The organism is Rhodococcus sp. 05-2256-B1, assembly GCF_002258465.1.
Lineage (GTDB): Bacteria > Actinomycetota > Actinomycetes > Mycobacteriales > Mycobacteriaceae > Rhodococcoides > Rhodococcoides fascians.
Window position 1 is genome coordinate 78,426 of sequence record NZ_NOZA01000009.1, and the last position, 18,139, is coordinate 96,564.

24 protein-coding genes are annotated in these 18,139 nt (G+C 64.4%); 9 read left to right on the plus strand and 15 right to left on the minus strand.

The features are described from left to right. Window positions 1-60: 60 nt before the first annotated feature. Genes CH285_RS01260 through rplN form a run of 4 tightly spaced genes read right to left on the minus strand, consistent with a single transcriptional unit; the run spans window position 61 to window position 1,511 of the window. The gene (locus tag CH285_RS01260) at window positions 61-246 is read right to left on the minus strand and encodes a type Z 30S ribosomal protein S14 (protein WP_008718273.1); all 186 of its coding nucleotides are present in this window, start codon (window positions 244-246) and stop codon (window positions 61-63) included. 4 nt (window positions 247-250) lie between these two features. Further along, entirely contained in the window at window positions 251-823 is a 573-nt protein-coding gene (rplE, locus tag CH285_RS01265; protein WP_008718275.1) for a 50S ribosomal protein L5, read from the minus strand. Between the two features lies 1 nt (window position 824). Continuing rightward, window positions 825-1,142: a 50S ribosomal protein L24 gene (rplX, locus tag CH285_RS01270; RefSeq protein ID WP_008718278.1), complete on the minus strand. Its 318-nt coding sequence runs from the start codon at window positions 1,140-1,142 to the stop codon at window positions 825-827. Then, window positions 1,143-1,511 (minus strand): 50S ribosomal protein L14, encoded by a 369-nt coding sequence (gene rplN / locus CH285_RS01275; protein ID WP_027496320.1) that lies wholly within the window; start codon window positions 1,509-1,511, stop codon window positions 1,143-1,145. It lies immediately after the preceding gene. Window positions 1,512-1,746: 235 nt separating this feature from the next. Here rplN and CH285_RS01280 point away from each other — a divergent pair, with 235 nt between their 5' ends. The 4 genes from CH285_RS01280 to CH285_RS01295 are packed head-to-tail and all read left to right on the plus strand — an operon-like array spanning window position 1,747 to window position 7,929. Beyond that, complete coding sequence (locus CH285_RS01280; protein ID WP_094643268.1) at window positions 1,747-2,784, plus strand: endonuclease domain-containing protein; 1,038 nt, start codon at window positions 1,747-1,749, stop codon at window positions 2,782-2,784. After that, window positions 2,781-3,434, plus strand: a complete 654-nt coding sequence (locus CH285_RS01285; protein WP_094643269.1) for a hypothetical protein — start codon at window positions 2,781-2,783, stop codon at window positions 3,432-3,434. Before CH285_RS01280 ends, CH285_RS01285 begins: the two co-directional genes overlap by 4 nt. 17 nt (window positions 3,435-3,451) lie before the next feature. Then, window positions 3,452-6,571, plus strand: coding sequence for a helicase HerA domain-containing protein (locus CH285_RS01290; protein ID WP_094643289.1), 3,120 nt, complete (start codon window positions 3,452-3,454; stop codon window positions 6,569-6,571). A 32-nt stretch (window positions 6,572-6,603) separates the two neighbouring features. Next, entirely contained in the window at window positions 6,604-7,929 is a 1,326-nt protein-coding gene (locus CH285_RS01295; protein WP_094643270.1) for an AIM24 family protein, read from the plus strand. A gap of 65 nt (window positions 7,930-7,994) precedes the next feature. On the opposite strand, the gene rpsQ is transcribed toward CH285_RS01295, so the two are convergent. The 11 genes from rpsQ to rpsJ are packed head-to-tail and all read right to left on the minus strand — an operon-like array spanning window position 7,995 to window position 13,295. Next, window positions 7,995-8,273: a 30S ribosomal protein S17 gene (gene rpsQ / locus CH285_RS01300; RefSeq protein WP_027496315.1), complete on the minus strand. Its 279-nt coding sequence runs from the start codon at window positions 8,271-8,273 to the stop codon at window positions 7,995-7,997. Beyond that, entirely contained in the window at window positions 8,270-8,515 is a 246-nt protein-coding gene (rpmC, locus tag CH285_RS01305) for a 50S ribosomal protein L29 (protein WP_027496314.1), read from the minus strand. Before rpmC ends, rpsQ begins: the two co-directional genes overlap by 4 nt. After that, on the minus strand, window positions 8,515-8,931 hold the full coding sequence (rplP, locus tag CH285_RS01310; RefSeq protein WP_027496313.1) for a 50S ribosomal protein L16: 417 nt from the start codon (window positions 8,929-8,931) through the stop codon (window positions 8,515-8,517). Before rplP ends, rpmC begins: the two co-directional genes overlap by 1 nt. Window positions 8,932-8,934: 3 nt before the next feature. Then, entirely contained in the window at window positions 8,935-9,744 is an 810-nt protein-coding gene (gene rpsC / locus CH285_RS01315) for a 30S ribosomal protein S3 (protein ID WP_027496312.1), read from the minus strand. After that, complete coding sequence (gene rplV / locus CH285_RS01320) at window positions 9,744-10,166, minus strand: 50S ribosomal protein L22 (RefSeq protein ID WP_027496311.1); 423 nt, start codon at window positions 10,164-10,166, stop codon at window positions 9,744-9,746. The genes rpsC and rplV overlap by 1 nt, the downstream gene beginning before the upstream one ends. Continuing rightward, window positions 10,163-10,444, minus strand: a complete 282-nt coding sequence (gene rpsS, locus CH285_RS01325) for a 30S ribosomal protein S19 (protein WP_008718309.1) — start codon at window positions 10,442-10,444, stop codon at window positions 10,163-10,165. Before rpsS ends, rplV begins: the two co-directional genes overlap by 4 nt. A 13-nt stretch (window positions 10,445-10,457) precedes the next feature. Further along, window positions 10,458-11,294, minus strand: coding sequence for a 50S ribosomal protein L2 (rplB, locus tag CH285_RS01330; protein WP_008718311.1), 837 nt, complete (start codon window positions 11,292-11,294; stop codon window positions 10,458-10,460). 39 nt (window positions 11,295-11,333) lie between these two features. Then, a complete protein-coding gene (rplW, locus tag CH285_RS01335) occupies window positions 11,334-11,639 on the minus strand; it encodes a 50S ribosomal protein L23 (RefSeq protein ID WP_027496310.1) in 306 nt (101 codons plus the stop codon). Beyond that, window positions 11,636-12,313: a 50S ribosomal protein L4 gene (gene rplD / locus CH285_RS01340; RefSeq protein WP_008718317.1), complete on the minus strand. Its 678-nt coding sequence runs from the start codon at window positions 12,311-12,313 to the stop codon at window positions 11,636-11,638. Before rplD ends, rplW begins: the two co-directional genes overlap by 4 nt. Next, complete coding sequence (gene rplC, locus CH285_RS01345) at window positions 12,310-12,975, minus strand: 50S ribosomal protein L3 (RefSeq protein ID WP_027496309.1); 666 nt, start codon at window positions 12,973-12,975, stop codon at window positions 12,310-12,312. Before rplC ends, rplD begins: the two co-directional genes overlap by 4 nt. Before the next feature lie 14 nt (window positions 12,976-12,989). Then, entirely contained in the window at window positions 12,990-13,295 is a 306-nt protein-coding gene (rpsJ, locus tag CH285_RS01350; protein ID WP_003938093.1) for a 30S ribosomal protein S10, read from the minus strand. A gap of 488 nt (window positions 13,296-13,783) precedes the next feature. Between rpsJ and CH285_RS01355 the strand changes: the two genes are divergently transcribed. The 5 genes from CH285_RS01355 to CH285_RS01375 all read left to right on the plus strand — a co-directional run bounded on the left by CH285_RS01355 (window position 13,784) and on the right by CH285_RS01375 (window position 18,139). Continuing rightward, the gene (locus CH285_RS01355) at window positions 13,784-14,278 is read left to right on the plus strand and encodes a hotdog fold domain-containing protein (protein ID WP_027496308.1); all 495 of its coding nucleotides are present in this window, start codon (window positions 13,784-13,786) and stop codon (window positions 14,276-14,278) included. Between the two features lie 12 nt (window positions 14,279-14,290). Continuing rightward, window positions 14,291-15,199 (plus strand): prephenate dehydrogenase dimerization domain-containing protein, encoded by a 909-nt coding sequence (locus CH285_RS01360; protein WP_032393354.1) that lies wholly within the window; start codon window positions 14,291-14,293, stop codon window positions 15,197-15,199. A 32-nt stretch (window positions 15,200-15,231) separates the two neighbouring features. After that, window positions 15,232-16,185, plus strand: coding sequence for an AurF N-oxygenase family protein (locus tag CH285_RS01365; protein WP_094643290.1), 954 nt, complete (start codon window positions 15,232-15,234; stop codon window positions 16,183-16,185). Between the two features lie 128 nt (window positions 16,186-16,313). After that, window positions 16,314-17,285 (plus strand): daunorubicin resistance protein DrrA family ABC transporter ATP-binding protein, encoded by a 972-nt coding sequence (locus CH285_RS01370; protein ID WP_027496305.1) that lies wholly within the window; start codon window positions 16,314-16,316, stop codon window positions 17,283-17,285. Next, on the plus strand, window positions 17,282-18,139 hold the full coding sequence (locus tag CH285_RS01375; RefSeq protein ID WP_032365639.1) for an ABC transporter permease: 858 nt from the start codon (window positions 17,282-17,284) through the stop codon (window positions 18,137-18,139). Before CH285_RS01370 ends, CH285_RS01375 begins: the two co-directional genes overlap by 4 nt.

An 18,139-nucleotide genomic window follows, 5' to 3' on the forward strand; every position in this document is an offset into this window, starting at 1 on the left:
TGGGTTCCTTTCGGAACCCACGCCCATCAGCGTGGTGTGGTGAAGCCCGGAGGCCTCAGATCACCAGGAGCTCTTGCGAACTCCGGGAAGCTCTCCGGCGTGTGCCATCTCGCGCACGCAGATACGGCAGAGGCCGAACTTGCGGAACACGGAATGGGGACGGCCGCAGCGGTTGCAGCGAGTGTATGCACGCACCGCGAACTTCGGCTTCTTGTTGGCCTTGTTGACCAATGCCTTCTTCGCCATGGACTCAGTTCTCCTTGAACGGGAAGCCGAGGTGCTTGAGCAGCGCGCGGCCTTCTTCGTTGTTGGTTGCGGTGGTTACTACGGTGATGTCCATGCCGCGCGGACGGTCGATCTTGTCCACGTCGATCTCGTGGAACATCGACTGCTCGTTGAGGCCGAACGTGTAGTTTCCGTTGCCGTCGAACTGCGTGCCCGAGAGGCCGCGGAAGTCCCTGATTCGGGGAAGGGCAATGGAAACCAGACGGTCGAGGAACTCCCACATGCGGTCGCCACGGAGGGTGACGCGTGCGCCGATGGGCATTCCTTCGCGCAGCTTGAACTGTGCGATGGACTTGCGAGCCTTGCGGATCTCCGGCTTCTGGCCGGTGATGGCAGCGAGGTCTGCAACTGCGCCGTTGATCAGCTTGGCGTCACGGGCGGCGTCGCCGACACCCATGTTGACGACGACCTTGACGATGCCGGGGATCTGCATGACGTTTTCGTATGCAAACTCGGTGTTCAGGGCGTCTTTGATCTCAGCGCGGTAGCGCGCCTTGAGGCGGGGCTGTTCGCCCGCGATGTTCTCGGTGGTAGTCATCTCAGATGTCCTTCCCGTTCTTGCGGGAAACACGAACGCGCTTGCCGGATTCTTCGTCGGTCCGGTAGCCCACGCGAGTGGGGTTTCCGTCCGAGTCGACAACTGCGACGTTCGATACGTGGATCGGGGCTTCCTGAGTGACGATGCCACCCGAGGATGCGCCGCGCTGGTTGGCAGAGACCGCGGTGTGCTTCTTGATGCGGTTCACGCCTTCGACCAAGACCTTGGAATCAGCGGGGTAGGCCTGAATGACCTTGCCCTTGGCTCCCTTGTCCTTGCCTGCGATCACGAGAACGGTGTCGCCCTTGTGCACCTTCATTTACAGCACCTCCGGGGCGAGCGAGACGATCTTCATGAACTTCTTCTCACGCAGTTCGCGGCCGACCGGGCCGAAGATGCGGGTTCCACGGGGGTCGTGGTCCGGCTTGATCAGCACCGCAGCGTTCTCGTCGAAACGGATGTACGAGCCATCCGGACGGCGACGCTCCTTGACGGTGCGGACGATGACGGCCTTGACGACCTCACCCTTCTTGATGTTTCCACCGGGAATGGCGTCTTTCACCGTAGCTACGATGATGTCGCCGATTCCGGCGTAGCGACGTGACGAACCACCGAGAACGCGGATGCAAAGGATTTCCTTCGCGCCCGTGTTATCAGCGACGCGTACTCGCGACTCCTGCTGAATCACTAACTTCTCCTTGACCTGGATGTACGTACGTGCCGGATTTCCGTCCCGACACGCGCGGTCGGCTGCCGAGAGCGGGCGTACAAAGACACACCGCTGCCACAGGCAACCGGTCAAGTGTAGGGGAACGCCGATGCCAGAGCCAAATCGCCGTCACGGAGGCGTGCTCGCCCCTTAGGTGTCGGACCTTGTCGGTACGGTTCGGAGATGGGGCAACAGGGGTGGGCGGGGAGCAGCTGTGATCGGGAACGGTGAGACCGCAGGCTGGTGGTCGAGTCTTCCCGCAGATCGAGTGACTCGACTTCGCGGGGCGTCCGAACGCGAGCTCGCCGAATCCGCGAACCCGCTCCCCGCCGACGCACCTGCGATCGTCTTCTTCACTGTCGACGAGTCGGCATCTCATCGTTCGGCAGACCTGGTCGAGATGGTGGTCACGTCGCTGGAGACCGCAGCGGTCCACTCGACCGCGCTGTGGCTCCCCGAGTTCGAGCACAACGCAGGGACCTCCACGTTGGAGCGGCGTGCCGCTCGCACGTCCGCCGTTCGCCTGGCTGCCGACTCGGCACACTTCGGCCCCTACATAGCGGCTCTGGCCGAGTCGGCTTCCTCGGGGCGGCCGATACGCCGGGCGGTGTTCACCGTCGAGACCCGCGCGGCAGGTTCGGCGCGAGCTCTCGCGGCAGCTCACGGCCGCAACATTGTCGCTCTTGTGCTGGTCGTACCCGACGCCGTGGACGCCGACTTCGTGTCGATCGCAGCGGAATGGCTGTGTGCTCACGCACGGGCGGGCGTGTGGCTCACCGGCGGTGGGTCGTCGAGGATGGACAGATTCCCGTCCGTATCGGTGCGCGCACCCGAAGTGCCTGCCGGCGTCAGCACTGTCCTCGATCGCTTCCGGCCGTTGAGCTATCCGCCGATCGCCGGACACCCACACCCGGCGAGCGATCCGGAGAAGCGCCTGTACCGAGCGCTGGACCAGCACGAATGGGCCACCGGTCGAGAGCACAATCGCTCGATTCGGCTCGGCGAACTCAGCCGTCCGTTCACAGTCGACGTACTGTGGCGCACCGAGAGAGTCATCGTGGAAATCGACGGCGACGAGCACCGTGCCGCCCAGCGCTTCGCCGAGGACCGCGTGCGCGACAACCAGCTGCAGACACACGGGTACATGGTGTTGCGGTTCACCAACGCTCAGGTGATGGACGACCCGCACCGCGCTGTGGCTACCATCCGCGAGGCAGTATCGAGAAGACGATCGAAGGGGGATCCTCGATGAGTACCGAAGACCTGAACGGCACCGAAGCAGCAGTACTGCTCGTTCTGATGGCCGAAGCGAGTCCGGTGAAGAACAGCGCCCTCAAGGCACTCGGCCCCGAACTACCGAAGGCTGCCCGCGACAAACTGAAGAACTCGGGATTGATCGAGGTCGATTCTTCGGTGCGCCCGATGACTCTGGAGCTGACCGACAAAGGGTGGCGCACCTGCGGTGAGCTCATCGGCGGTGAACCACCGGCTCGGTCGACAGGCGCAGGCAAGGCCATGTTCACCGTGTTGGCAGGGCTACGTCGCTGGCTGGATAGCACCGACAGCCGTCCGGCCGATGTGTTCTCGCCCCGCGGGGACGAGACCGCACCCCTCGACAGCTCCGAGAAGGCCGACAAGACCGTCGACATCGAGGCCTCGATTCGCGCCGCGTACGCGTCGCTCGCACGTGAACCCGGTAGCACCGTTCGGCTGTCTCGCTTGCGAAACGAGTTGCGAGACATCCCTCGTGCCGATCTCGACGATGCTCTCGCACGGCTGCGACGCGCTGCGGACGTCTCGCTGATACCCGAGGAAAACCAGAAGACGCTGACCGACGAGGAACGCGCTGCGGCCGTCGTCGTCGGCAATCAGCAGAACCACCTTCTCTCGATCGAATCATGATGGGCGTGAACTCCACGATGACGGACAACGAGCAGATACGGGCTCTGGAATCGGTACGGCTGAGCTGGGCCCCGACCCCCGACGACGTGTGGCGTTCGCAGTCCAACGTGCACGTTCCCGGTATGCACGAGCGGGTGTTCCTCGAGGTGATGAACGCCTATGACGACGCGGAGACGTCGGATGACGCCAGTCCGCTCGGAGTCGTCGTACGCGGGCCGGCCGGATCCGGCAAGACGCATCTGCTGGGGCAGGTGCGCGAGGAGGTGCAGCAGAAGGGCGGGTACTTCTTCCTGATCAGGCTGCTCGACGCCGCGGGCTTCTGGCGATCGACTCTCATGGGGATGCTCGACGACCTGATGCGGCCCTCCGGCCAAGGATCCGACAGCCAACTCGCACTTCTGCTGCGTCGCTTGTGCACGATCGGCGACATTCCCGACGAACAACGCGCAAAGATCATGGGCGAGAGCATGATCGACGCCGAGACGCTGAACGACTTCGTCACCGCCGTATACAAGGTCCACCCCCGACATCGGCGTACCTCGCAGCACACGCTGCGCGCCTTGGTGCTGTCCATCGCCCCCGATTCGGCCGTCCAGGATCTCGGTGACGCATACCTGCAGTCGATCGACGACGTCGATGCCGAAGAATTCTCGCCCTGGGGAATCCGCCGGGCCGAGCTCGGTCACCAAGGCATTGCCGAGAACATCTCACGACTGCTGGCCATCACCGGTCCGACAATTCTTGCGATAGACCAGATCGACACGTTGGTCGCGCAATCCCGAACGGGATCGGATCAGGAGTTCGCCGACGCACAGGAAGACAAGGTCGTCGAGCAACTGGCGCACGGTCTGATGTCGCTGCGCGAAACGCTTCCGCGCACCGCGTCGGTTCTCTCGGCACTGTCGAGCGCGTGGGAGTTGATCGCTGCCCGCGGCGTGGCACCGATGCGCGACCGCTTCCGAGTGACGCAGCCTCTCAAGCCGATTCCGTCGTCCGACATCGGACGCCTGTTACTGGGCCGACGTCTGGCGGCATGCTTTCTCGAGGCCGGCTTCACCCCGCCGCATCCGACGTGGCCGGTGGCACCCGACGCATTCGAGCAGGCCCCGGACTTCACTCCGCGGCAGCTGCTGATCGCGGTCGACCGTCACATCAGGCACTGCCTCGACACCGGCGTCGCGTCGGAGTTGGAGAGTTTCACGGACAAGTCCGGGCCCGCGGATGCGCAGGACCTCCCCAAAGCACGGGTCGACGAACTCGACATACTCGACGATCGCTACGCAGAACTGCGCAAACAGGTCGACGTCGCCATTCCGCTGAAGCCCGACAGTGAGGACTCGATCGTCCCCGCACTCCTGTCTGCGGGCCTGACCGCGTGGATCCACGAGCATCAGTCCTCGGACGACAGCCTTGCCCAGGACCCACCTCCGAGCGGCAAGCCTGCCCTGCATGCCAGGCTGCGACATACCGTCGACACCGATACGGACGACGAGGAGCACTGGTGCTTCCGCGCGGTCACCTCCGGCAACGCCAGGGCCGCGCTGGCCCGTGTGGAGCGTGCAGTGACCACGGCCGGCCTCAGGGCAGACATGCCGAAACGGCGACTGATCCTCATCAGAAACGACCCGTGGCCCAATGGCGCGAAGACCGAGCAGACCGTCGCCGCTCTGCGACGTGCCGGCGGCATTGTCGTTCCGTTCGGCGACGAGGATCGCAGGGCCTTGGCGGCTCTGTCGGTCCTGCTCGCCGAGAACTCCCCCGCTCTCACGTCGTGGTTGCTCGCACGCAAGCCCGCACACGAGGTCGAACTGTTCTCCTCCGTGTTGCCTGCAGTCAGCGTCGTCGACGACGACACCGCATTGATCGAACCCGAGAACACCGTCGCGGCCGAACCGATTGCGAGCCGCCGGCCGTCGATCGTCGCCGGGTCGGAAGTGAGCACCGGTGCGGACGTCGCAATCCAACTCGAGGCGCTCCGTAAGCACACAGCGATCTTCGCGGGTTCCGGATCGGGGAAGACGGTACTGATTCGCCGACTGGTGGAAGAATGTGCGCTGCAAGGTGTTTCGGCGATCGTGTTGGACGTCAACAACGACCTGGCTCGCCTCGGCACCGCGTGGCCCGAGGACGAACGGACGTGGCCGCCGGGCGACGAGGCCAAGGCGACGGCGTATCTACGCGACACCGACGTCGTGGTGTGGACGCCCCGCAAGTCGGCGGGCCGACCGCTGAGCTTTCAGCCACTGCCCGATTTCGTCAGCGTTCTCGGTGATGCCGACGAGTTCGATTCCTCCGTCGAATCCGCATTGGCGTCGCTCGAGCCCGCCGCCGGCGTCCTGGGTGCTTCCCAGAAGGCGAAACACGGCCGCGCAGTTCTGAAGTCGGCGCTCGATCTCTTCGGTCGACGCCCACAGGGCGGCACGCTGGCGGACTTCATCGACCTGCTCGAAGAATTGCCCGAGGACACCAGCGACCTGCGCGATGCCGTACGGATCGCGCAGGGACTGGCCGAAAATCTGAAGGCAGCCGTGGCCAACGACCCCATGTTCGCAGGGGCGGGCACCCCGGTCGACCCGGCAGTGCTGTTGACTCCGGCCGACGGAAAGAAGGCCCGAGTATCGGTTATCAATCTGGCAGGCCTGACCACCGACGAGCAGAAGCAGAGCTTCGTCAATCAGCTGCAGATGGGCCTGTTCTCCTGGATCAAGAAGAACCCCGCGGGTGACCGGCCGCTCGGCGGACTGTTCGTCATGGACGAGGCGCAGAACTTCGCCCCCTCCGATCGCACGACCGCAGCGACACACAGCACACTTGCGCTGGCGTCGCAGGCGCGGAAGTACGGTCTCGGTCTCGTATTTGCCACGCAGGCACCGAAGGGGTTGCACAACCGCATCGCCGGAAACGCGTCGACACAGTTCTACGGACTGCTCAACAGCCCGTCCCAGGTCGAGGCGGCCAAGGAGATGGCCCGCGTCAAAGGCGGCTCGGTACCCGATGTCGGCCGTTTGCCCGCGGGGCAGTTCTACGCTGCCGTCGAGGGCGCAGAGTTCCGGCGAACCGCCACTCCCCTGTGCCTGTCCTACCACCCGAAGAGCCCGCCGACCGAGGAAGAAGTCATCGAACTCGCGCGTTCCTGACAGCACGCGTCGACACTGGCACACTGGATCCGATGAAAAACCTCGCTCGCGGGGAGAACTGCCCCGCTCCGACCGGCCGGCTGACGGTGACACTTACCGCCTCGACGTCGGTCGACGTGTCTGCGCTGCTGTTGGGGCCGGACGGACGAGTGCGTTCGGACGCGGATCTGGTGTTCTACAACCAACCCGAGGGCGCGGGCCTCGAGTACCAGCGCGGACCGTCCGGCCATCTCGTCCTGATCGATCCCTCCGCGATTCCAGCCGATATCGAGACCGTTGCCATCGCGGCATCGCTGGACGGTACCGGTCCGGCAACGTTCGCTGCGGCCGGCCCGACATCGGTGACCGTCTCCGACACGTCGGGCGGTGCGATCGTCGGATTCACCGCCGACGCACTCGGCGACGAGAGTGCTCTCGTCATCCTGGAGTTCTATCGCCGCAACCAGCAATGGAAAATTCGGGCGGTGGGCCAGGGGTACGCCGATGGGTTGGCGGGCCTGGCCACCGCGTTCGGTATCAGCGTCGAGGACGACGATCCGCCCACACCCGAGGCACCGACGGCACCGCCCTCGCACCGAAGCGAAGCGATCGTGAATTCACCTGTCCCACAAGGAGTCCTGGCCATGAGAAGTGAACTGTTCGCGCCCGCCCACGCCGAAGTTCCCGGATCGGGGATTCAGAAACAGGGCAGCAAGATGTGCCGGGTGGGCATGAACGGCGAGATCATGGCTCGGGCCGGCTCGATGGTCGCGTACCAGGGCACTCTGCAGTTCGAGGCCAAGGGCTCCGGGGGTATAGGTCGAGCCCTCAAACAAGCCCTGTCCGGCGAAGGCGTCCCTCTGATGAAGGTCACGGGCCAGGGCGACCTGTTCCTCGCCAACGCCGCACAGGACGTCCATCTGATCGATCTCGACGGTACGGACGGGCTCACCATCAACGGGGCCAACGTTCTCGCGTTCGACTCCTCGCTGAGTTACGACATCAAGCGTGTCCAGGGTGCCGCTGCGGGTGGAAACGCGGGGTTCTTCAACTGTGTGTTCACCGGTCGGGGCCGTATCGCCATCACCACCGACGGAGTGCCGGTCGTCCTGAACGTCGACCAGCCGACGTTCGCCGACCCGCAGGCAGCAGTTGCGTGGTCGTCGTCTCTGCAGACGAGAGTGAAGAAGAACGACTCGTTCGGGCTCGGAACGTTGATCGGCCGCTCGACCGGAGAGAGGTTCACGCTGGAATTCGCCGGCCAGGGGTTCGTGGTGGTGCAGCCGTCGGAACAGCCGCCGGGTGGACTGGTCGGCGGTACCGGTGGCGGTGAGCAAGCAGGCGTCGGCGGAGCACTGGGCGGCTTGCTGGGCAGGTAAGCCGCATGCTTCGGAAAGCACAAATGCCCGCCCCCGGGAAGGGAGCGGGCATTTTTGTGCAGGTACTACTTGGCCTTTTCGAGAACCTCGACCAGTCGCCAGTGCTTCGTGGCGGACAGCGGACGGGTCTCCATGAGCTGAACGCGATCGCCTACGCCGGCGTCGCCCTTCTCGTCATGTGCCTTGACCTTGGTGGTGCGACGAATGATCTTGCTGTAGAGGGGGTGCTTGACCCTGTCCTCGAGCTCGACGACGATCGTCTTCTCCATCTTGTCGGATACGACGTAGCCGATCCGAGTCTTGCGGTTGTTGCGCTCTTCAGTCACAGTCTTTTCCTCGCTCATGCCGCGTCACCTGCAGTGTCCTCGGAAGGACCAGATGCCAAGCCGAGCTCACGCTCGCGCAGGACGGTGTAGATGCGCGCGATCTCGTGACGGACGGTGCGCAGTCGACGGTTGTTGTCCAACTGGCCGGTAGCCATCTGGAAACGAAGGTTGAACAGCTCTTCCTTCGACTCACGCAGCTTGGTGACCAGCTCTTCACCGGTGAGCTCGCGGAGCTCTGCGGCTGGGGTTCCGGTAGCCATCAGAACTGCTCCTCCCTGGTGATGATGCGTGCCTTGATGGGCAGCTTGTGGATGGCGCGAGTCAGTGCCTCACGCGCAATGGTCTCGTCGGGGTACGACAGCTCGAAGAGCACGCGACCCGGCTTGACGTTCGCGATCCACCACTCGGGCGAACCCTTACCGGAACCCATGCGGGTCTCGGCAGGCTTCTTGGTGAGCGGGCGGTCCGGGAAGATGTTGATCCAGACCTTGCCGCCACGCTTGATGTGGCGAGTGATCGCGATACGAGCGGACTCGATCTGACGGTTGGTGATGTAGGCGGGCTCGAGAGCCTGAATGCCGTAGTCACCGAATGTCACCTGAGTTCCGCCCTTGGCGGCACCCGAACGCTTCGGGTGGTGCTGCTTGCGGTGCTTGACCCGGCGGGGGATCAACATGCGTCAGCCCTCCTGAGTGGGCTCGGTCGAGGCCGGAGCCTCGGTTGCGGATGCCGCGCGGCCGGCCTCGGTACTGGTCGCCGTGGTGCCCGAGGCACCGCTGCGACGCGGACGAGTGGGACGCTCACGACGGGGACGGTCTGCACCGGCGGCCGGAGCCGCAGCGGCAGCGAGTTCACGCCGTCCGCCGACGATGTCGCCCTTGTAGATCCAGACCTTGACGCCGATGCGGCCGAAGGTGGTCTTGGCCTCGTACAGCCCGTAGTCGATGTCGGCACGGAGCGTGTGCAGGGGAACGCGTCCCTCGCGGTAGAACTCCGAGCGAGACATTTCAGCGCCACCGAGACGGCCGGAGCACTGAACACGAATGCCCTTGACGTTCGGCTGACGCATGGCCGACTGGATGGCCTTACGCATTGCGCGACGGAATGCGACGCGGTTGCTGAGCTGCTCGGCAACACCCTGGGCCACGAGCTGAGCCTCGGACTCGGCGTTCTTGACCTCGAGGATGTTGAGCTGAACCTGCTTGCCGGTCAGCTTCTCGAGCGCTCCGCGGATGCGGTCGGCCTCGGCACCACGGCGACCGATGACGATGCCCGGACGTGCCGTGTGGATGTCCACGCGAACACGGTCACGAGTGCGCTCGATCTCGACCTTGGCGATACCCGCGCGCTCCATGCCGGTGGCGAGGAGCTTGCGGATCTCGACGTCTTCCTTGACGTACTCCGAGTACTGCTTGTCTGCGTACCAACGCGACTTCCAGTCAGTGGTGATACCCAAGCGGAAGCCGTGCGGGTTGATTTTCTGACCCACTACTGAGCCCCTTCCTTGGACGCCTGGCCCTTACGACGGTTACGAGACGTTCCGCCGGTCTTGGGCAGGCTTTCGACGATCACCGTGATGTGGCTGGTGCGCTTGCGGATCCGGAATGCCCGGCCCTGAGCACGCGGCTGGAATCGCTTGAGGGTGGTGCCCTCGTCGACGAATGCAGTGGCGACGATCAGCGTGCTGGGATCGAGATCCAGGTTGTTCTCGGCGTTGGCGGCTGCGGACGCGATCACCTTGGCGACCGGCTCGCTCGCTGCCTGCGGCGCGAACTTGAGGATGTTGAGCGCGTCCTCGACGGAGCGCCCACGAACCAGATCCACGACGCGACGTGCCTTCATCGGCGTGACGCGAACGTGTTTCGCTACGGCCTTGGCAGTCGGATTGGCGGTGGGGGTGAAGTTGGTCATCGCCTCTTCGCCTTCCGGTCGTCCTTGATGTGACCCTTGAACGTGCGGGTCGGTGCGAACTCTCCGAGCTTGTGGCCGACCATCGAGTCGGACACGAACACCGGTACGTGCTTGCGACCGTCGTGGACGGCGAAAGTGTGACCGATGAAGTCGGGGAGGATTGTCGATCGACGGGACCAGGTCTTGATGACCTGCTTGGTTCCCTTGTCGTTCTGGACGTCAACCTTCGCGAGGAGGTGATCGTCTACGAACGGGCCTTTCTTCAGGCTGCGTGGCATTCTGAACTCCCTCCTAGCGCTTGTTCTTGCCGGTACGACGACGACGGACGATGAGCTTGTCGCTCGCCTTGTTCTTGCGGGTACGGCCTTCAGGCTGTCCCCAGGGGCTGACCGGGTGGCGTCCACCGGAGGTCTTGCCCTCGCCGCCACCGTGCGGGTGGTCGACCGGGTTCATCACGACACCACGAACGGTCGGGCGCTTGCCCTTCCAGCGCATGCGGCCGGCCTTGCCCCAGTTGATGTTCGACTGCTCGGCGTTGCCGACCTCGCCGACGGTTGCGCGGCAGCGCACGTCGACGCGACGGATTTCACCGGACGGCATACGCAGCGTGGCGTAGGGGCCTTCCTTACCGAGGAGCTGGATGCTCGCTCCGGCGGAGCGGGCCATCTTCGCGCCACCACCCGGACGGAGCTCGACCGCGTGAATGGTCGTACCCGTCGGGATGTTGCGCAGGGGCAGGTTGTTGCCGGGCTTGATGTCGGCATTGGCACCCTGCTCGATCGGCGAGCCCTGGGCGATGCCCTTGGGTGCGACGATGTAGCGCTTCTCGCCGTCTGCGAAGTGCAGCAGTGCGATGTTCGCGGTGCGGTTGGGGTCGTACTCGATGTGAGCGACCTTGGCCGGCACGCCGTCCTTGTCGTTGCGACGGAAATCGATGAGACGGTACGCACGCTTGTGACCGCCACCCTTGTGCCGGGTGGTGATACGACCGTGTGCGTTACGTCCACCGCGACCGTGCAGCGGGCGGATCAGCGACTTCTCGGGGGTCGAACGCGTGATCTCAGCGAAGTCGGACACGCTGGAGCCACGACGGCCCGGGGTTGTCGGCTTGTATTTACGGATTGCCATGAGTCTTCTCGTCCTCTATATCCGAAGAGTCCCAGTCGCTTACGCGACCGGACCTCCGAAGATCTCGATGGGCTTGCTGTCGGCGGAGAGCGTTACGAGCGCGCGCTTGGTGTCCTTGCGCTTGCCGTAACCGAACCGGGTCCGCTTACGCTTGCCCTGACGGTTCATCGTGTTGACGCTGGTCACGGTGACGTCGAAGATCTTCTCGACGGCAATCTTGATCTGCGTCTTGTTCGAGTCCGGGTGCACCAGGAACGTGTACGTGCCTTCTTCGATCAGTCCGTAGGACTTCTCGGAGATGACCGGTGCCAGCAAGATGTCGCGGGGATCGGCGATCGTGGTCACTTGCTTGCCTCCTCGTTCTTTGCAGGCCCAGCGATGAAGGTGTTCAGCGCTTCCACGCTGAAAACGACATCATCGGCGTTGAGCACGTCGTACGTGTTGAGCTGGTCGGGTGCGATGGGGTGCACGCCGTCCAGGTTCTGAACGCTCTTCCAGGCTGCGATGTCCTCGCGGCCGACGACGAGCAGGACCTTCTTGCGGTCCGAGATCTCGGCGAGGAACGTCTTCGCACCCTTGGTGGACGGAACCTGTCCGGCAACCAATTCGGTGATGACGTGCAGGCGCTCGCTGCGGGCCCGATCGGAGAGGGCTCCGCGCAGTGCGGCGGCCTTCATCTTCTTGGGGGTCCGCTGGCTGTAGTCGCGCGGCTGCGGTCCGTGGACCGTGCCACCGCCGACGAACTGAGGAGCGCGGGTCGAGCCCTGACGGGCGCGGCCGGTGCCCTTCTGCCGGTACGGCTTCTTGCCGCCGCCGCGAACCTCGCCACGAGTCTTCGTGGAGTGGGTTCCCTGACGAGCAGCTGCCAGCTGTGCGATGACGACCTGGTGCAGCAGCGCGATGTTCGCCGGTGCGTCGAAGATCTCCGCGGGGAGATCGACGGTGCCGTTGGTCTTGCCGCCGGCTTCCTTGACATCGAGCGTCAGCTTGGTCTCGGTGTTCTTCTCGAGGCTGGTCATGCCCGTGCACCACCCTTCAATGCAGACTTGACGATCACGACGTTGCCGCGACGGCCCGGGATCGCTCCCTTGATCAGCAGCAGACCGTTCTCGCTGTCCACCTTGTGGACCGAGAGGTTCTGCGTCGTGACGCGGTCGCCACCCATACGTCCGGACATGCGCATTCCCTTGAACACGCGACCCGGCGTTGCACAGCCACCGATGGATCCGGGACGACGGTGCACAGCCTGTGCACCGTGGCTCGCGCCCTGTCCCTTGAAGCCGTGACGCTTCATGGTTCCGGCAAAGCCCTTGCCCTTGCTGGTGCCGGTGACGTCGACGTATGCGCCGTCCTCGAACACTGCAGCCGTGAGCTCCTGGCCGACCTCGAACTGCGAGGCGTCGGCAACGCGAATCTCCACGATGTGGCGACGCGGCGTGACACCTGCCTTCTCGAACTGGCCGGTGGTGGGCTTGTTCACCTTGCGCGGGTCGATCGCACCGAATGCGACCTGGACGGCGCTGTAGCCGTCACGTTCCTGGGTGCGGATCTGGGTGACCACGTTGGGGCCTGCCTTGATCACGGTCACCGGAACGACGCGGTTGTTCTCGTCGAAGACCTGGGTCATTCCGAGCTTGGTGCCCAGAATTCCTGTCGCAGGCCGGTTCTTGTTATCAGTCATCGTTGTCTCCGCGCTCACTGGATGTTGACGTCGACACTGGCCGGGAGGTCGATGCGCATGAGCGCGTCCACCGTCTTCGGTGTCGGGTCGAGGATGTCAATGAGCCGCTTGTGAGTACGCATCTCGAAGTGTTCGCGCGAGTCCTTGTACTTGTGCGGCGAACGGATGACGCAGTACACGTTCTTTTCTGTCGGCAACGGCACCGGTCCGACGACGCGGGCACCCGTACGGGTGACCGTTTCGACGATCTTGCGCGCTGACGCGTCGATCGCCTCATGGTCGTAGGCCTTGAGCCTGATGCGGATCTTTTGTCCCGCCACGCTTAGTGTCCTTTTCTTGCCGCTTGGTCGTAGAACGGGCCGTTCGGCCTGCTCCACCTCGTCTGCACAGTCCCCGAGCCGGGGGAATCCCTCCGACTCGAACTGCCTTCGTGCACACACGACAGTGAAAAACGTTGACGACCAGGCGTGACCTGTATCCGTTGCCGCTCTTCATCTGTCATGGTTCTCCGGTCCACGCGGTCGGGCGTGTCGCGATTCCGCTCATTCTTCTGCGCTGAAACTTTCGCTTCAACCATCCGAGGGAGGAAACCCACACCGATCGAGCTGGTGGTCCGGACGCGCTCACGTGGAGCGCTGGTCTCATGTTCTGCTCAGCCGATCTCTCGATCGACTCACCTGGTTCAGGCCGCACGCAAGCGCGTCCCGTGTCCAGGCAACCCGACCAGTATGCCGCAGTATGCGCGACAGATCAACTCGGGGTCGATCCATACGCTCCGCACGACCTTACTCAGCAGTAAGGTAAGCCCATGAACACAGTCGCAACCACCACCGGGGCCACGTATCGAGCCTGGTCGAAGCTCCCGAACAACACTATCGGATCCACCGTGTTCTCGATCGGCATGTGTCTTCGTGTGCCCTACTTCGCGTCCGTGCTGCCGCGGGTGGTTGCGCTGGAACCGGGGCGCTGCGAGGTCACGGCCCCGAAATGGCTGGGGATCCGCAACCACCTCGGCACGTTCCACGCGATCGCCGCGTGCAACCTCGCCGAGGTTGCGATGGGGATGCTCGCCGAGGCCACCGTTCCGACGTCGCACCGCTGGATCCCCAAGTCGATGACCGTCCAGTACCTGACGAAGGCGACCACGTCACTGCGCGCGGTGGCAGAACTCGAGACCATTCCCGACTTCGCGACCATCACCGACGGATGCGAGATCGTCGTGCCGGTTGCCATCCGTGACACCGCGGGCGTCGAGGTGGTGCACGCCGACATCACGATCTGGGTATCTGCAGCCTCTCGTTGACATACTCGACCGATGGACACGGTGACGCGGTCGGAGCAGCAGAACTCGGTAGTGGTGGTCGGGGGCTCCGGAGCCGTCGGCCGGCTACTGGTCGACCTCCTGCGCAGCGACGGCGTGCAGGTCACCGTCGTCGACGCTCGAGCCGCTTCGACATCGGTCGACGCCGCGACGCTGGTCGGCGACATCACCGCACCCGACCACCGCGTCACAGCTGCACTGTCGACTGCGTCGACGATCGTGCTCGCTGTGCCCGAGTCCGTGGCACTGTCGGCCGATCTGAGCGCGGTACGCCCCGATGCACTGCTGGTGGAGACGCTGTCGGTCAAGTCCGGCTACTCGCAGTACGCCGGCCGCGGCGGACACCTCGGCCCGACGCTGGGCATCAACCCGATGTTCGCACCGTCCCTGGGCATGAACGGACGCCCCGTTGCCGTTGTCGTGCACCGACCCGGCACCTCGGCCGACGCGTTCGTCGACAGACTGCAGCACTGGGGTGGCCGGACCGTTCTCCTCGACGCCGAGCGTCACGACCGACTCGCTGCGGCGACCCAAGCGCTCACCCACGCCAGTGTTCTCGCGTTCGGGCTCGCCCTGGCCGAGCTCGATCTGCCGTTCGCCGACATCGACGCCGTCGCTCCTCCCCCACACACGACGATGCTCGCCCTCCTCGCACGCATCACCGGTGGGGAGCCCGAGGTGTACTGGGACGTTCAGGCAGGTAACCCACACGCCGCCGACGCGCGGGCGGCGCTGCACCGCGCGACGCAACTGCTCGGCGAGACCGTCGAATCCGGCTCGGAGCCCGAGTTCGCCGAACTGATGAACCGAGCAGGCAGCGCCCTCGGCAGCTCCGCCGATCGCTATCGATCCGTCTGTGCCGAGTTGTTCGGTATCGTTCGAGGTTCCGGCGACAATTCGTGATCGCCGGTCCGGACGCGGAGGCGGGGCACACGATGTTGGAACAGCCGACCTTGCCGGAGCACGACCCCCACGATGTCGTCGAGAGCGCGGTCGTAGCGCGGTTGGCGAAGAACTGGTCGCAGCGTGCCACCGTCAAGAAGCCCGAACCCCAGTTGGACGATTTGTTCGACACGACCAAGCGAGATTTCCCCGACGCCTTGATCCCGTTCGGAGAACACGACACGTTCCTCGGTGCCGAACCGGAACAGCAGGATCGGCTGCGGGCCTGGGGCTGGATCGCGTTCAACAAGAACGTGATGGATGTCGAGCAGCACGTCGTTCACCCGGGATTTTCGCTGCTCGCCCAGGATGTGTTCGAGACCGGGATGGGCGACACCCTCGCGGTCGCGGTGACTCAGGCCATGGTGGACGAGCAGTACCACACGCTGATGCACCTCAACGCCAGTGCGGCGACCCGTCGCGGTCGCGGTTGGGCGTTGTCCGAACGATCGCTGCCGTTCAGTTCCACCGTCCGCCGTCAGCGGACCGCTCAGGCAACCACCGACGACCCGTGGTCTGCGGCGATCAGCTCGCTCGCCTTCATGACGGTCGCAGAGATCTCCATCACGTCGTACCTCGATCTGATCGAGGACGACGACGTCATTCAGCCGATCAATCGGGCGACGGTCAAACTCCACAATCGCGACGAGTACTGCCACGCATCGATTGCCGACGACATGGCGGCGATCGTCTTCGACAGGCTCGGATCCAACGATCGACAGAAGTTTCTCGACGGCCTCGTCGACGGCATGGATGCGTTCTCGAGCAGCGACTTCTCGACGTGGGCCCGCATTCTCGAACTCGAAGGTGTCCGCGGAGCCGAGGCCATGATCGCCGATGTCGAGGCCGACAGGAGCCGTCGAGCGCTGGTTCAGGACTACAGCGGACTGCGATCCCTGTGCCGAAAGCTGGACGTCGAGGACAGTATCGATATCGATTGGGGCTGACGGCAGAACATCTGCGACTGCAATCCACAGGTAACATTTCCCGGCAGTTCCCGTATCAAGTAGTGGCCCTCCCCTCCACGGGCCCCGGCACTGCCCCGGCCCCATTCACCCCACAGCTCGGAGATCCGATGTCGTCAGCTCAGCACGCAGCCGTACACGTGGAGGACGTGCACAAGTCCTTCGGCGATGTGCATGCGCTGCGCGGCATCAGCTTCTCGGCCGAGCGGGGAACCGTACTCGGCATCCTCGGCCCCAACGGTGCGGGCAAGACCACGACTGTGAAAGTGCTGTCGACGCTGATCGCGCCCGACAGCGGCCGGGCCTTCGTCGCCGGCCACGATGTTGCTGCCGACGCTCCCGCGGTGCGGCGGTCGATCATGATGACGGGTCAGTACGCCGCCCTCGACGACACTCTTTCGGGGCGCGAGAACATCGAATTGTTCGGCCGCCTCATGGGTCTGGACAAGAAGGCTGCCAAGGCTCGCGCCAAGGCCCTGCTCGACGAATTCGACCTGTCCGATACCGGCAAGCGTCCGGTCCGCGGCTACTCCGGTGGCATGCGCCGTCGTATCGACATCGCATGTGGCCTGGTCGTGCGTCCCGAAGTCGTGTTCCTGGACGAGCCGACCACCGGACTCGACCCTCGGAGCCGACAGGGTGTGTGGTCGTTGGTCGAGGCACTGAAGGCCCAGGGCATCACCGTGTTGCTGACGACGCAATACCTCGAAGAGGCAGACGTACTGAGCGACAACATCATCGTCATCGACAAGGGCACGGTCATCGCCGAAGGTACGTCCGATCAGCTCAAGGCCATGACCGGCGGTAGCTACTGCGAAGTGGTGCCTCTCGATCCGGGTCAGCTACGAGCAGCGGCCGAGGCGCTGGGTGAGATGGTCCCTCCGGCGGTGCACGCCGAGATCACAGCCGCGTCCGACCGCCTGTCCGTGCCGGCCCCCGACGGTGCCGCAACCTTGTCCGAGATCCTCCGCCGTATCGACGCCCGTGGCATCGTGCTGGCCGACATCGCGTTGCGCCGCCCCTCGCTCGACGACGTCTTCCTCACCCTCACCGGCCATTCGCAAGCGAGCCCCACGCCGTGACGGCCACGACGCGAGGCGTCTCGAATACGCGTGCGGTCACCGCTCCCCGGACAACCACCGGGTCGACGACGCAACAGCCCAAACGCCGGTCACGAACGCGGCCGTCCGGCTTCGTGCAGTGGCAGGCGCTGACCGGGCGTGCACTGTGGACGATGCTCACCCAGGGTGAGCTGCTGATCGCGGTCATCGCTCCGCTGATCTTCACTATCGGCTTCTACCTTCCGCTCAAGTTCGTGATGGGCCTGCAGGGCATCGACTACGCACAGTTTCTGATGCCGATCATCGTGCTGCAGGCAATGGCGTTCACCGCCATCTCCGCCGCGCAGAGGGCATCGACGGAGGCGATGAGTGGACTCAACTCTCGGTTGAAGACGATGCCCGTCGTACGCGGCGTCCCGCTGGTGTCGCGAATCTCGAGCGGTGTCGTCCGCTCACTGGTATCGCTCGTATCCGCACTCGGCTTCGGCTACGTCATCGGCTTTCGGTTCTCCGCAGGATTCGGTCAGGCCCTGTTGTTCTGCGCGCTCGCCATGCTGATCAGCACCACGTTGTCGATCGGTGCCGACGCAATCGGAACGCTGTCGAAGAGCCCCGAAGCGACCAGCCAGGTGTTGACCCTGCCCCAGCTCATCCTCGGCATGGCTTCGTGCGGATTCGTTCCCGAGAGCGGCTTCCCGGAACTCATCCGACCGTTCGTTCGCAATCAACCGATTTCTCAGTTCTCGTTCGCCATGCGCGACATGGCCGAGGGCGGAGTCAGCTTCCAGGTGTTGTGGCCATCCCTCGCCTGGGTGGCCGGCCTGCTCCTGTTCTTCGTCCCGCTCGCCATCTGGGCGAGCTCGAGACCAGAATGA